Genomic DNA, 13,558 nt, shown 5'->3' on the forward strand with positions numbered 1-13,558 from the left:
GTCCGATATATTCGGACGTTTTTATTTTCTACTAGAAAGTATACTTATCAATATTATCCTTCGTAAATACAACTCGTTCAGGTAATACGATAATACCATTTCCTTCTGCCTCATGGTCATACCCTTGAATAGAGTTCGGCTCTACTTTCACTTTTCCGATTCCTTTTACTTCAAAGCTATCCCCGACTTTTAACTTCTTCCCTTTTACAACAATTTCATTTGCAACATACGTTGCGAGGGCACCTTGTTGTTTTACATCCCATAATCCAAATTGTTGTACTGTTCCTCGTTTTACATAATCACGCATAACGTTCGGTGTCGAAAATCCCGTTACGACTACTTTCTTATCCATTTTCAAATTCTCAGCTGCTTGCGCCATTGCTGGTAGTGCTGTTGCATCTGGACATATTACTGCGTTAATATCTGGATACGTTTTTAAAATACTCTCCCCTACCGATAAAGATTTTTGAGCATTATTTTCACCGTATTGCGTCGTTACAATTTCCCAATTCGGATATTTCTCTTTAATAATCTCTTTCGCCTTCGTTACCCATTGATTTTGATCTGTTACAGTCGGGCTTGAATAAAAGAATGCGACCTTCCCTTTATCTCCAATTTGCTTAGATGTCATTTCTATTAATAACTTTGCTAGTTGGTCTGGTGTACCTTGGCTAATATAAAACGAACGGTCTTTCGGATTCACATCAGAATCCCACGTTAATACGGTCATCCCCTTTTTCTTTGCACGTTGTAATGATTGCGAGAGACCATCAACTGACGTAGATGAAACCATAATTGCATCGTAGTTTTGATTAATAAAATTGTTTATATATTTTACTTGCCCTGATACGCTCGCTTCAGAAGGTCCATCATATTTCACTTGTACACCTAACTTATCTCCCATCTCTTTTGCACCTTCACCGCCTGATGTAAAGAAGCCAACTCCCGTTAATTTCGGAATGAATGCAAATTTCACATCATCTGCTTTTTTCTTGTCCGCTGTTTGGCTAGAACAAGCAATTAAACCGATTAAACAAATACACATAATAATAACAATCCCCAGTTTTCTCTTCATGACATTTCCCCCTTATGCAAATTCCTTCTTTTCCCCGTAGTGAATCGTTGTAATTTGAAATGTCTCATAATAACAGAAACAATAAGGATAATACCTATTACTACATTAGATTGTTCATTCGTTAAGCCCGTCATTTGTAAACCGTACTGCATGAGTCCTATAAAAATACTCGCTAGTACTGTCCCAATAATACTCCCTTTTCCGCCTGTAATAAGTGTGCCGCCTAATACAACTGCCGTAATTACTGGCAAAATCGTTTCACTTCCAATATCTGCACGAGCTGAACCGAAATAAGCTGTTAAGAAAGCTCCTCCTAATCCACCTCCTAACCCAGAAAGTACGTAAGCAATAATCACTACTTTCTTCGTTCGAATGCCGGAATATCTCGCCGTACTTTCATTTGCGCCAGTTAATTTTGCGTAGCGACCATATGTTGTACGGTGAAACAATATCGTAAATACTATCGTTAAAATGACAAGGAGCCATAATAGATTAGGTATACCGATAAAACTACCATTTGCCATTTGCACATACGAATCTGGTAAACCACTTATTCCTTCATAGCCCGCTGCACCCGAACCACCTGAAATAACAAGGGCGATTCCTGCATATAAAAACATCGTTCCAAGTGTAACGACAAGAGGTTCTACATCTGTCATTTTTATAATAAGTCCATTTAATCCGCCCGCTATGCAACTTATTACGAGCGCAATGATAACGGCCAACAGTATAGGCATGCCATTCATCCAAAGTGCTCCGATAAGAATCGAAGTAAGCCCCATAATAGATCCTACTGATACATCAATTCCGCCAGTTACAATGACAAATGTCATCGGAATAGCCGCGATTGAAATAATGAGGAAATCGTTCATACTAAAAAGGAGGTTACTAATGTTTAAGAAATCACTATTTATGAAACTAAAGAGAATGAGTTCTACGAGAAGCAATATGAGAAGAACCCCTTCCCATCTATACAAGCTACGTATTCCCCTCATAGATTCACCCTTCCTTCTTCTAGTTGCCGGAGTTTCTTCCATTTTTTTAAGACACTATCTAATATGATGATGAGTAAAAGTAAAAATCCTGAAATAGCACTATTCCAAAATGCAGGTATTTTTAAAAAGACGAGTGAACTGCTTATCACTTCTAAAAAAAATGCACCTAATGCCGCTCCAAATATAGAACCTGTTCCTCCTTTTAAATGTATACCACCTAAAACAGCAGCGGCGATAACTTGCAATTCTATCCCTGTACCTGTTTGATTTGGAACGAATCCAATATTCATTACGAATATACATCCAGCGAGCCCAGCGCTTATGCCTGATATGATAAACGCGTATATTTTCACTTTATCTACATGTATTCCAATAAGCCTTGCACCATCTTCATTATCACCGACCGCATAAAAATATCTTCCAATTTGTACTTTCATTAATAAGAAATATAGTAGTAGTAATATGATAAGAACGGTCCATACCGTTACCGGAATGCCTAACATCATAATAGAAGAAATTTGTTTATACTCATTCGGAATATCTTCAATCCACTTTCCGCCCGTGAATAGTAACATTGCACCTCTAATAATACCGAGCATTCCTAATGTCATAATGATAGCTGGCACTCGAAATTTCGTAACGCCAATTCCATTTACCATACCAATAAGAGCACCAAGTATAATTGCCACAAATATTGAAATAAAGGCACTGTATCCATCTGTTAACAACATCCCGCAAACCGCAGCGCTTAATCCCATAATAGATCCTACTGATACATCTATATTTTTCGTAAACAATACGAAAGATTGACCAATTGCCAAAATAACTAAAATAACGCTTGATTTCATAATTAAAGATAAAGAGCTAAACTGAACAAAACTAGGATTCATTACTCCAACGAAGGCTATGTAAAGAAGTAATAAAATAATAATAGACGTCTCATGCATTTTAAATAAACGGTTCACTCCGTTACACCTCCCTTTCCTCCGTACGCAAGGCGTGTAACTTCATCAATACAAATTTCCTTCTTCTCCAAATGAGAGACGAATCCTCCGTTTCTCATCACATAAACACGATTCGCTAATTGAGCGATTTCTTCCATATCTGAAGAAATTAATATGAGCGCAAGTCCCTTTCTCTTCAAACTTTGTATCGTTTCGTATACTTCTAATCTTGCTTTCGCATCAATACCACGGGTCGGTTCATCAAGAATAATCACTTTCGGATTACATGCAAGATATTTCGCTAGCACGACCTTCTGTTGGTTCCCACCTGATAAAGACGTCAGCTCTTCATTCATATGAGGGACAACAATTCTAAACTGTTTTATATACAATTCGGATAAAGCGCTTTCTTTTTTGCTATTTAAAAAGCAGCTACTCATACTGTTTAAAGATGCAGATGTTATATTTTCCTTAACAGACGCAATTGAAAAAATACCATTCCCTGCTCGATCCTCCGGTACATACACCATACCTTCCTTTATTCGCTTATGTACCGAATACTTTGTAATGGATTTCCCATCTAATAAAACAGAACCTGATTTCAAAGGCTTTAATCCACATAACGATTCAGCTAGTTCAGTCCTACCTGATCCAACGATCCCAGCAATCCCAACAACTTCTCCAGCGTGTACAGTAAATGATACATTTTGAAACGCATAGCTTGACGCATTCGTGACATCTAATAGTTTTTCCGCATGCTCTGTTTCCTCTTGTATGATCTCTTTTTTCTCCTCAAATTTATATCCTTTCGGTAATAACCCCTCCATTAGCATGTCATATGTATACCTTGATACATCACCTTGACTTACAATCATTCCGTCACGTAAAATTGCTACTTTATTCGCAATTTCAAAGATTTCTGGAAAACGATGCGTAATATAAATCATGCCAATTCCTTTTTCTCTTAAACTTTTCATCAACACAAAAAGACTCTTAATTTCGTGAGTTGTTAATGTCGATGTTGGCTCATCTAAAATAAGAATCTCAGCTTCTCTTATTAATCCCCTCAATATTTCTACTAATTGTTGCTGTGCGATGGATAACGATACCCCTAGCTCACGAAGTTGAATGTTCCACCCTAAGTCTTCTAGCAACTTTTTAATTTTATTTCGAAGCTCTTTCTTTTTCGCTTTCATTCCGATACAAATGTTCTCTTCAATTGTCATATGAGGAAAGATGAGCGGCTCTTGTGGTATTAAGTAAATACCATGTTGATGCGCCTCTGCTGTGTTTGAAAACTTTTGTATTTCCCCCTTCACATACATTTTGCCAGCATCGTATGAATACAAGCCCGTTAGTATTTTCATTAACGTTGATTTCCCGGCACCATTTCCTCCAACTAAAGCGTATATATCTCCACGCTCTAATTGTAAATTGACTTCTTTTAATACGAGTTGATCTGCAAATGATTTACTCATCTTTGTAACTTGTAATAAGGGCACGCTCTCCACATGTTGTCACCTGCCTTTATGCAGAACATTTTTTGAGAAAATGATTTTTTGTTCTACTTGTTTTGTAGCATTGTATATTTCTTTTTTCATATCTAGAACACTTTTTTCACTGGGCTATTTATCGCTTCAACTGGAATAAACAAAATAACGAGCACATATGTTTAAGCAGTGGTCAATTGTTGAAAGGGATGAAGAGCATGTCACAGCTGAACTTTGAAGACAATTTGTTAACAAAAGTAGCTTGGTACTATTATAAAGATCAATTAACCCAGCAAGAAATTGCTTCACTTCTTCACATTTCAAGAAATAAAGTCGTTCGGTTGTTAGATAAAGCACGGACGGAAGGTGTCGTCACATTTCACATAAAAGGTACTGGTTTGCACTGTTTAAGCATCGAACGTGACCTTATAAAAAAATTCCATCTAAAAGATGCTTTCGTTATTCCAACGCCAACTGAGAATTATGCATTTTCACTCGGAAAAGCTGCCGCACAATATTTAGAAACTCAATTGCAACAAGGAGATTTACTTGGGATTGGCTGGGGAGAGACGATAAGTAAAATGCTAGAAAACATTCATTTTGATAGCTCTATGAGTCTTTCAATCGTTACTCTTACAGGAGGCGTAAATCACTATATTCCAAGAAATCAAAGCTATTTAAACTACATGCAAGGCGATCTTCATATTATTCCTACCCCTTTTCTTACATCTACAAACGAAATGACACAAATTATTCTATCTGAACCGAGCGTGAAAGATATGCTTCACGTCGCTTCACTCGCTCATACAGCAGTAGTTGGCATTGGCAGCTTATCTCAAGACGCCACAATTGTGAAAGAAGAAAAATTAACACTACGTGAAATGACTTATATACGTAGTCAACACGGGGCTGGAGATATTTTAGGGCAATTTTATAATACTGACGGAAAACAATTAGAACTTCCCCATCATAACCGTCTTATCGGCACACCACTCTCTGTTCTTCAAAATATGAAACATGTCGTTGGTGTAGCTGGCGGTACGGAAAAGATAGCTGCAATTTACGGCGCCTTAAAAGGAAAGTTCATTCATACATTAATTACCGATGAAGAAACTGCCCTCTCCTTATTAAGAAAGGAAGGTGACTCTTAATGTCTACTCTATTAGCTTACGACGCTGGTACAGGGAGCATTCGAGCAGTTCTTTTTGATTTAAATGGTAATCAACTTGCTGTTAGTCAAAAAGAATGGATTCATAAATCAGATAGTCGTTACCCTGGTTCTATGAATTTTGATGTAACTGAAAACTGGCAGCTCGTTCAACAATGTACGAAAGAGGTTCTTCAAAAAAGTAATACGTCCTCCTCTTCTATTAAAGGTATTAGTGCAACGAGTATGCGTGAAGGCTTTGTTTTATACGATAAAAACGGGCAGGAAATATGGGCTTGTGCAAATGTTGATGGCCGCGCGTCAGCGGAAGTTAGTGAACTAAAACAAATTCGTTCCGAAATTGAAAAGGATTTATATAAAAAATCCGGTCAAACTTTTTCATTAGGTGCTTTACCTCGCTTACTTTGGATTAAAAAACATGAACCAGACGTGTACAGGAACATTCATTCTTTCACGATGTTAAACGATTGGATTTTATATAAATTGTGCGGCGTACTACAAATTGATCCTTCAAACGGATGTACGTCCGGTATATTCGATTTACAAAATAGAGCTTGGGATAACTGGGTTGCTGAGCAATGCGGTCTTACTCTAGCCTTTTCTCCAAAAGTAAATGAAGCTGGTACAGTTATCGGGAATATCACAAAACGAAGTGCTGAGTTAACAGGATTACATGAAGGAACACCGGTCGTTGCTGGCGGCGGAGATGCACAAATGGCATCGCTTGGAACTGGAGTTGTAAAACCTGAACAAACATTTATATGCGGGGGCAGTTTTTGGCAACAAGAAGTAAATATAACAAAACCAGAAACTGATCCAAATGCGGCACTTCGCGTAAATTGCCATGTCGCTCCTAACCTATGGCAATACGAAACAATCGCTTTCTTCCCTGGCCTTGTTATGAGGTGGTTTCGAGATGCCTTTTGCCATGAAGAAAAACGGCTCGCTGAAAAACTCGGTGTAGATGCTTATGAATTACTAGAAGAACAAGCAAAAGATGTTCCTATAGGCTCTCACGGTATAATCCCTATTTTTTCAAATGTAATGAATTATATTTCTTGGCGACATGCTGCACCATCCTTTTTAAATTTGAGCTTAGATGCTGATAAATGTGGGAAGAAAGAGATGTTTCGTGCAATTGAAGAGAATGCGGCCTTCGTTACACTTGGCAACTTGAAATTAATTGAAGCTCTCACTGGTAAATTCCCTTCTGAAGTAATCTTTGCTGGCGGTGCTGCTAAAGGAAAACTATGGCCACAAATTCTTTCAGACGTACTCGGAATTCCTGTGAAAGTACCAGTTGTAAAAGAAGCAGCAGCTTTAGGAACTGCAATTGCTGCTGGGGTTGGTGCTGGCATATATTCATCTATGGCAGAGACTGCCGAACAGTTTGTACAGTGGGAAAAAACATTTGAGCCAGTCACTGAAAATCATGAACTATATAAGGAATTCTATGAAACATGGAAAACTGTGTATAACAGTCAGCTCGCTTTAGCCGATAAAGGGCTCACCTCACATATGTGGATTGCACCCGGTGCTCTGTAACACATTACATAAAGTGAAACTTTAATCAGTGGGGGTTTTGTTCCTCCCCCACTGATTATTAGTTGAACCAATCGGGCGTTTACGGGCAGTTGACCTCCCCCTAACTTCTTTGCTCCAGCCAAATTTTGAGATGGGAGTTTTACTGCCCGTTAACGCGGGATAAAGGAGTGAAATGTATGTTAAAAGCGAATGAAAATGATTTCTCCTATCGCTTCGGTGATAACGGGCCTAAATATTTAATACAAGGTCCAAATATCGATCTTGGCCTAGTCGTGATTCAGCCTGGGCAAGAGTTTCAAAATCACTATCATACAACGTGCGAAGAAGTCTTCTATGCGTTAGAAGGCGAAATAGATTTCTATGTGAATAACGAGAGAGTTCCGATCAAACAAGGGGATGTCTTGCAAGTTCGACCTCATGAATCCCATTATCTTATTAACCATTCTGATAAGCCTTTTAAAGCTGTTTTTATAAAGTCACCACATTTACCAAATAAAGATACTGTACAAACTGAAAATCCAACCTTAACGAAGGAGTGATTCCTAATGACTTGGGGATTTAAAAATCGATTAAACACAATTTTACCTGACGGCAGAGCGGTTATGTTAGCGATAGATCACGGCTACTTTTTAGGGCCAATTCACGGACTTGAACAACCGTTAGAAACAGTTAAAAACTTGCTTCCTTATACAGACTCCCTCTTTTTAACTCGAGGTGTACTCAGCTCCTGTATACCTGAAAACTGCAGCACACCAATGGTTATGCGTGTATCAGGCGGGGCAACTGTAGTAGGCAAAGATTTAGCGAATGAAACAATTGTTACACCTGTGAAAGAAGCAGTAAAACAAAACGCGATTGGCGTCGGCGTTTCTGTCTTTGTTGGATCAGACTATGAAACACAAACTGTTTCAAATCTCGCAAACGTAGTCTCTGAAGCTCACGATTACGGCCTGCCAGTACTCGGTATTACCGCCGTTGCGAAAGAACTACAAAAACGTGAAGCTCGCTTTCTAGCACTCGCCTCCCGCGTATGTGTTGAAATGGGAGCTGATATTATTAAAACGTACTACTGCGAAGGATTCGAAAAAATCACAAGCACATGCCCTGTCCCAGTCGTAATCGCGGGAGGACCAAAACTAGATTCAATCGAAGATGCATTAAACATTACGTACAACGCTCTCCAAGAAGGCGCAATCGGAGTAGACATGGGCCGAAACATATGGCAATCCGAACATCCATCTGCGATGATTCAAGCAATTCATGGCATTGTGAAAAATGGATTTAGTGTGCAAGAGGCGCTGGAACTATATAATGATGTGAAAAATTAATGTAAAAAGATGGACTATTTATTATAACGGGTTCAGTTAAGAAGAGTAAAACTTGTTTTGACACTCAAACTACACAAGGAAAAGGATGGCAAGTGCCATCCTTTTTGACATACATTGAACTTTTACTGTTTTCAAGTTTTTTTCTTCGACTAACGAGCCAAAAATTTTAATCAACCTTTAACTTTATAGCTTTTGTAGCAATAAAAGTTTTAATATGCTTATCTAATATCCTTGTTCCACCAAAATCATCCTCGTAAAAACCCGTTATAACAAAACCAGCTTCAACTTGACCTTGGATTTGATCTTCTAGTGTATGTGCGTATTCTATTGTTTGATTTAAATTAATATAATCTTGAACTTCATCCTCTGGTAAATAATCCAATGTTGATGAAGGTATTGAATGTTTAACATCCAAAATACCCTTTTGTTCTTGGTTGTCATCAAAAATCCATAGTAAAGGATTTGTAAATCCAGAAATAAGAATACCTTTATTCTTTAAAACCCTTGAAATCTCATTCCATACAAGATGAACATCTTTTACAAACAAATTAGAAACAGGATTTACGACAATATCAAAATATTCATCTTCAAAATCACTAAGGTCTGACATATCTCCTTGTACTGTTTTTAAAGTTAATCCATCCCGTTCCGCTACCATTTCATCTTGTTCCAATTGCTTCTTCGATATATCAGTAACTGTTACATCTGCTCCAGCAGCAGCCAGTACTGGTGCTTGTTGCCCTCCACCTGATGCTAAACAAAGTATCTTTAATCCCTCTAATGACTTTGGAAACCAATCTCTAGGAACTGATTTTTCTGTGGTGACTGTGATTTCCCATTCACCTGATTTACTTTTTTCAATAACCTCACTACTTACAGGCTCAGTGTATCTAGAACCTTCTTCAACCTTCTTATCCCATGCATTACTGTTTTGTTGTGTAGTATCCATTATAATCATTCCTCCTAACTATCTAGTTGCATTTTAATTGTGACATTATTAACTATTTACACCCTTTTTCTATTAACCTGCCGATAGTTAATACATGGTTTTCTATATTTATTTTAACACATAAACATCCTATTTTTCTAAATATTTAAATTAATTGATTATATTGTAAAAAACGAGAATTGTTTCAGTTATAATAAAATATGAAAACAAAATAAAGGAAAAGAGGAATGATTATGCAACGAATACCTTTTGAACGCCCTACTGATCATTATGATGAACGCTTATCTTCTATTGATGAAAAAATTTGCTCTTTATTAAAAGAACGGAAAGAACTTTCGAATGGGAATCCGGGTTTCCCACCAGATGAAGCCATTTCTAATTGGGCAAAGCAGAACGGGTTATATCCCGATTATTTAAATTCATTATTCTCATCTATGATGGACGAAGATGAGTTTAAACCTCGCGTCGAACCGACTAAGTTTAAAAAACATATACCCGTTTTAAAAACTTATGCACATAAAGAAACTGTGTATACTGTAACCTTTATTCGTCAATATTCTAACGCTAGTGTAATTAATTTATATAAGGAATGGGATCCAAAAAACAATACACTTAATGAGAATAATACACATAGCCTTGTTGAATTATCGATAAATGATACATACGATTGCTGGGCAGAAGGATGGACTGGAACAGATGGACATACAAGTTACCAATTCGTCATTTCCCCTGCTCTTCCTGATAACCCGTCTGGTATTAGCTTTTTATTTACAGAACGTAGTATGCCTTTTTCGGACAAGCATGAACGGCTTGAATTTGAAATTAAGTTAGATTAGATTAAAATAACGGAAATATTATACGGTTAATATGTCCGTTATTTTTTGTTCTCTAGATTCACTAAAACCCACTCAATCACGATAATTGCCGAATGAATACGTTCCTTCGTATCCCCTAAGAACACTTTATTAAGCAAATCATCAAAATTAGTCGGTCTACTAGGTAATGCTTGAATATACCTTAAAACAGATCCAGCTGAAGGTGTTGGTCTGTTATTAATAACCCATATTCCCTCTAGCAATGTCCACATTGATGTGTGAACTATGTATGAAGCTTTTAACTCATCTTTTGCTTTCAAAGCAGCCTGAATTTTAATAAGCGAACTATGTAACCAATGAGAAATGCCTTTTACTTTATCACTAGAAACAGCATAATTTTCATAATTATGTTGAGCTATTTCCTTTAACCTTCTCAACTCACCGTTACTATCAAATAAAATTTCTCCTTCTAAAAAAGAGTATAATTCCATTGGATTATTTTTAAGGTTTAATTGAATTCTATTAAAATCTGCATACTTATATTCAATTAAAATACCTTCTCTCATTTCTGAATGAAAATCCTTCTTTTGTCCATTCTCTAAAAGAACATATACGTCTATATCGGATTCGGGGTATGCGTCACCTCTTGCGATAGATCCGATGAGCATTAACCCACTCACTTCATTCCTAGCGATATATTCATTTAGAATTTTATGTACTAACTCTTTATGGCTTTCATATGTAATAAATGAAAGATTTTCTAACATTTCTATCCTCCAAGTTATCGATCTATTCTTATAAGAATAGATCGATATTTCTCAGTTTCTAAAATAAGCAAACACCTTTTAAACGATATTGAATTATATTTTTTCTCATACATTTCCATTATACACACTGCTAATTTTACATACCGAGCTCTATTTTATTTTCACATACTTGTGAAATGCTTAGTCGCATTGCTTTCTATTAATTCTTTGTGCAATTGGGTGATCATCCTTTAGTTGCAGTAGATCCCATAAATTCCCGTATAAGTCCTTAAATACTGCAACAATTCCGTATGATTGCTCTTTCGGCTCTCTCACAAATTCTATTCCTCTTGAAATCATTTCATTATAATCTCTCCAAAAATCGTCAGTATTTAAGAAAAGAAATACTCTACCGCCTGATTGGTTACCAATAAAGGGCTCTTGCTCAGGTTTAGATGCCCTGGCTAGTAATATTGTTGTGCCGACTGAACCTGGAGGAGATACCACTACCCACCGTTTGTTTTCTTCTGGCTGATAAATATCTTCAACTAATGTGAAATTTAGTTTCTTTGTATAAAATTCTATTGCCTCATCATAGTCTTTTACTACTAATGCGATATGAACTATCGATTGAACCATTATTGTTCCTCCTAATCTTACTCACTGATCGAGTTTATATTATAACATTTCTAGTTTTAACTTATCCGTTAATTATTCTTACATCACATGCGAATCATTCTCTTTATTCAATATAAATAACCATCTATCAGTAAGCAGATAGATGGTTATTTATTCGAAAGAATATAATTAAACAAATGTATTTTTACGACTGTTGATAAGCCGATTTCGATGATTTCACATAATAAACTCCGTGCTCAACCTTAATGATATGATCTGGTTTTGGCTTACCGCGGCCCGCTCTATGTCCAGCTAAGTGCTCTTCACTCGTTTCCCAGTTCTTCCATGCTTCTTCCGATTCCCAGCGAATCATAACTACAACTTCTTCGTCTCCGCGTCTTACTTTTTTAACGAGAACACTTAAGTCGATGAATCCTTCAAATTTTTCAATAATGCCTTCTCCTGTGAAACGCTCTACAACTATATTAGATGTACCTTCTTTTACTGTAAATGTCTTCGTTTCGATAAACATATATTCCACTCCCTCTTTGTAATACGAATACTAGTATTCTTCTATTATAATTGATTATGATAATTGTTTTCAATTATAAAGTTTCAAATCTTTAGAATTATGCTGACTTCTCCTCAATCGCCTCATCTAAAAATTTGAAATACGGAAGCAATATTCCTATTAAAGAAGTGACACATATAATCGAGCCAATGATAAAGTATAGTACTCTCACTCCCCACATTTCACTCAGTATTCCCCCTAATAACACACCTAATGGCATTGCCGATCGTATGAAAAATAATCGCACTGAAAATACTTTTCCTATCATATTACTTGGGACAGTTTGTTGGCATATCGTCGTGTTATGAACATTGAAAAATGCAATACATATACCAGCAATTACCTCGATTACAATCGCAATAATAATACTATTATTTAAACCTAGTGAAATGTAAGGAAGGCCCCCTACGAATAATCCTCCAAGCATAAGTAATCTACGGCTTCTATACTTCACTTTCCCAACTAATATGGAACCAACTACATAGCCAAGTGGGAATCCTGCCATAAAATAACCGTATTCAGCATACCCTGCCGATAGTTCATCTTTAATATAAGGAAGATTCGTAACCATCGTTACTCCTACTCCAAATTGAACGAATGTTAGAAAGATACCAAGCCAAACGATAACTGGTTTTGTGAAAAAATATGTAAAGCCGTGAAGAAACTGCTCTAGCCACGTTTTTCGAAGTTCTTGCTTTATCCTCTTTTCTGTAATGAAAAGTAATAATCCTCCACTTATAAATAGACAAACGCACACAAAAAATAATGTAAGCTTCATTCCAATAAAATGAATGACGATACCACCTAATACTGGCGCTAGAAACATCATAAGACGATTCATTCCATCTATATATGCATTTGCATCTTGAAGCTGCTCTTTACTTACAATGCTCGGTGTAATCGCTTGACTAGCGGGTGTATACAGCGGCGTAATGAGCCCTACTATAATTTGAACAACGTAAATGTGCCATACTTCTACACTGTTAGTAACTAGCATTACTAAAGGCAGTAAGAAAACAGAGGCCCGCATCCATTGCGAAAAAATCATAATCCACTTTCTGCTCCATTTATCAATATATGGCCCGCTTATAAGTTGCAGTATGAGTGACGGGATAAAATATAGTAACCACATGCTACTTAATGCTGTTTTTGATCCTGTTAATTCATAAACGAGAATTGAATTACATAACGTCCCGAAAGCCCCGCCTAATTCTGAAATTGCACTGCCAATCCACATAAAAAAGAATGAACGATTTTTCAATACACTATTCACTATAGCTCACCAACTTTTTTATTAAATTCCTCCCTTTATGT

The 13,558-nt window shown here is 36.7% G+C and carries 14 protein-coding genes; 5 read left to right on the forward strand and 9 right to left on the reverse strand.

The genetic code is table 11. The annotated features are described in order from the left end of the window. Positions 1-31: 31 nt before the first annotated feature. Genes lsrB through QCI77_RS14870 form a run of 4 tightly spaced genes read right to left on the reverse strand, consistent with a single transcriptional unit; the run spans position 32 to position 4,525 of the window. Positions 32-1,075 (reverse strand): autoinducer 2 ABC transporter substrate-binding protein LsrB, encoded by a 1,044-nt coding sequence (lsrB, locus tag QCI77_RS14855; RefSeq protein WP_098635667.1) that lies wholly within the window; start codon positions 1,073-1,075, stop codon positions 32-34. Then, on the reverse strand, positions 1,072-2,070 hold the full coding sequence (locus tag QCI77_RS14860; protein ID WP_002189993.1) for an ABC transporter permease: 999 nt from the start codon (positions 2,068-2,070) through the stop codon (positions 1,072-1,074). Before QCI77_RS14860 ends, lsrB begins: the two co-directional genes overlap by 4 nt. Beyond that, positions 2,067-3,035 (reverse strand): ABC transporter permease subunit, encoded by a 969-nt coding sequence (locus QCI77_RS14865; RefSeq protein WP_113769256.1) that lies wholly within the window; start codon positions 3,033-3,035, stop codon positions 2,067-2,069. The genes QCI77_RS14860 and QCI77_RS14865 overlap by 4 nt, the downstream gene beginning before the upstream one ends. Continuing rightward, positions 3,032-4,525 (reverse strand): sugar ABC transporter ATP-binding protein, encoded by a 1,494-nt coding sequence (locus QCI77_RS14870; protein WP_113769255.1) that lies wholly within the window; start codon positions 4,523-4,525, stop codon positions 3,032-3,034. Before QCI77_RS14870 ends, QCI77_RS14865 begins: the two co-directional genes overlap by 4 nt. Before the next feature lie 197 nt (positions 4,526-4,722). On the opposite strand from QCI77_RS14870, the gene QCI77_RS14875 reads away from it, so the two are divergent. From QCI77_RS14875 to lsrF, 4 genes are all read left to right on the forward strand, one after another. Further along, positions 4,723-5,655 carry a sugar-binding transcriptional regulator gene (locus QCI77_RS14875; protein ID WP_215588276.1) on the forward strand — a complete coding sequence of 311 codons (933 nt, stop codon included), beginning with the start codon at positions 4,723-4,725 and terminating at the stop codon, positions 5,653-5,655. After that, the gene (lsrK, locus tag QCI77_RS14880) at positions 5,655-7,217 is read left to right on the forward strand and encodes an autoinducer-2 kinase (protein WP_353825142.1); all 1,563 of its coding nucleotides are present in this window, start codon (positions 5,655-5,657) and stop codon (positions 7,215-7,217) included. Before QCI77_RS14875 ends, lsrK begins: the two co-directional genes overlap by 1 nt. 176 nt (positions 7,218-7,393) lie before the next feature. Then, positions 7,394-7,756, forward strand: a complete 363-nt coding sequence (locus QCI77_RS14885) for a cupin domain-containing protein (RefSeq protein ID WP_000909986.1) — start codon at positions 7,394-7,396, stop codon at positions 7,754-7,756. Between the two features lie 6 nt (positions 7,757-7,762). Further along, complete coding sequence (lsrF, locus tag QCI77_RS14890) at positions 7,763-8,545, forward strand: 3-hydroxy-5-phosphonooxypentane-2,4-dione thiolase (protein ID WP_340813432.1); 783 nt, start codon at positions 7,763-7,765, stop codon at positions 8,543-8,545. Positions 8,546-8,711: 166 nt separating this feature from the next. Here lsrF and QCI77_RS14895 read toward each other — a convergent pair whose 3' ends face one another. Next, positions 8,712-9,494 carry a class I SAM-dependent methyltransferase gene (locus QCI77_RS14895; protein WP_016101165.1) on the reverse strand — a complete coding sequence of 261 codons (783 nt, stop codon included), beginning with the start codon at positions 9,492-9,494 and terminating at the stop codon, positions 8,712-8,714. Positions 9,495-9,727: 233 nt separating this feature from the next. Between QCI77_RS14895 and QCI77_RS14900 the strand changes: the two genes are divergently transcribed. Beyond that, positions 9,728-10,330 carry a chorismate mutase gene (locus QCI77_RS14900; protein ID WP_176280968.1) on the forward strand — a complete coding sequence of 201 codons (603 nt, stop codon included), beginning with the start codon at positions 9,728-9,730 and terminating at the stop codon, positions 10,328-10,330. Between the two features lie 38 nt (positions 10,331-10,368). On the opposite strand, the gene QCI77_RS14905 is transcribed toward QCI77_RS14900, so the two are convergent. The 4 genes from QCI77_RS14905 to QCI77_RS14920 all read right to left on the reverse strand — a co-directional run bounded on the left by QCI77_RS14905 (position 10,369) and on the right by QCI77_RS14920 (position 13,517). After that, complete coding sequence (locus QCI77_RS14905; RefSeq protein ID WP_353825143.1) at positions 10,369-11,076, reverse strand: nucleotidyltransferase domain-containing protein; 708 nt, start codon at positions 11,074-11,076, stop codon at positions 10,369-10,371. Between the two features lie 180 nt (positions 11,077-11,256). Continuing rightward, on the reverse strand, positions 11,257-11,694 hold the full coding sequence (locus QCI77_RS14910) for a VOC family protein (protein ID WP_000250787.1): 438 nt from the start codon (positions 11,692-11,694) through the stop codon (positions 11,257-11,259). Positions 11,695-11,878: 184 nt separating this feature from the next. Further along, positions 11,879-12,205: a heme-degrading monooxygenase HmoA gene (hmoA, locus tag QCI77_RS14915; protein WP_000469495.1), complete on the reverse strand. Its 327-nt coding sequence runs from the start codon at positions 12,203-12,205 to the stop codon at positions 11,879-11,881. A gap of 97 nt (positions 12,206-12,302) precedes the next feature. After that, positions 12,303-13,517: an MFS transporter gene (locus QCI77_RS14920; protein WP_353825144.1), complete on the reverse strand. Its 1,215-nt coding sequence runs from the start codon at positions 13,515-13,517 to the stop codon at positions 12,303-12,305. Positions 13,518-13,558: the final 41 nt, after the last annotated feature.

The sequence above is a fragment of the Bacillus cereus group sp. MG9 genome (genome assembly GCF_040459995.1).
GTDB lineage: Bacteria > Bacillota > Bacilli > Bacillales > Bacillaceae_G > Bacillus_A > Bacillus_A mycoides.

Bases quoted from the DNA above. Each gene is read 5' to 3' on its own strand.
- lsrB (WP_098635667.1), bottom strand. From the start codon at position 1,075: ATGAAGAGAAAACTGGGGATTGTTATTATTATGTGTATTTGTTTAATC.
- lsrK (WP_353825142.1), top strand. From the start codon at position 5,655: ATGTCTACTCTATTAGCTTACGACGCTGGTACAGGGAGCATTCGAGCA.
- QCI77_RS14900 (WP_176280968.1), top strand. From the start codon at position 9,728: ATGCAACGAATACCTTTTGAACGCCCTACTGATCATTATGATGAACGC.
- lsrF (WP_340813432.1), top strand. From the start codon at position 7,763: ATGACTTGGGGATTTAAAAATCGATTAAACACAATTTTACCTGACGGC.
- QCI77_RS14860 (WP_002189993.1), bottom strand. From the start codon at position 2,070: ATGAGGGGAATACGTAGCTTGTATAGATGGGAAGGGGTTCTTCTCATA.
- QCI77_RS14910 (WP_000250787.1), bottom strand. From the start codon at position 11,694: ATGGTTCAATCGATAGTTCATATCGCATTAGTAGTAAAAGACTATGAT.
- QCI77_RS14885 (WP_000909986.1), top strand. From the start codon at position 7,394: ATGTTAAAAGCGAATGAAAATGATTTCTCCTATCGCTTCGGTGATAAC.
- QCI77_RS14875 (WP_215588276.1), top strand. From the start codon at position 4,723: ATGTCACAGCTGAACTTTGAAGACAATTTGTTAACAAAAGTAGCTTGG.
- hmoA (WP_000469495.1), bottom strand. From the start codon at position 12,205: ATGTTTATCGAAACGAAGACATTTACAGTAAAAGAAGGTACATCTAAT.
- QCI77_RS14905 (WP_353825143.1), bottom strand. From the start codon at position 11,076: ATGTTAGAAAATCTTTCATTTATTACATATGAAAGCCATAAAGAGTTA.
- QCI77_RS14895 (WP_016101165.1), bottom strand. From the start codon at position 9,494: ATGGATACTACACAACAAAACAGTAATGCATGGGATAAGAAGGTTGAA.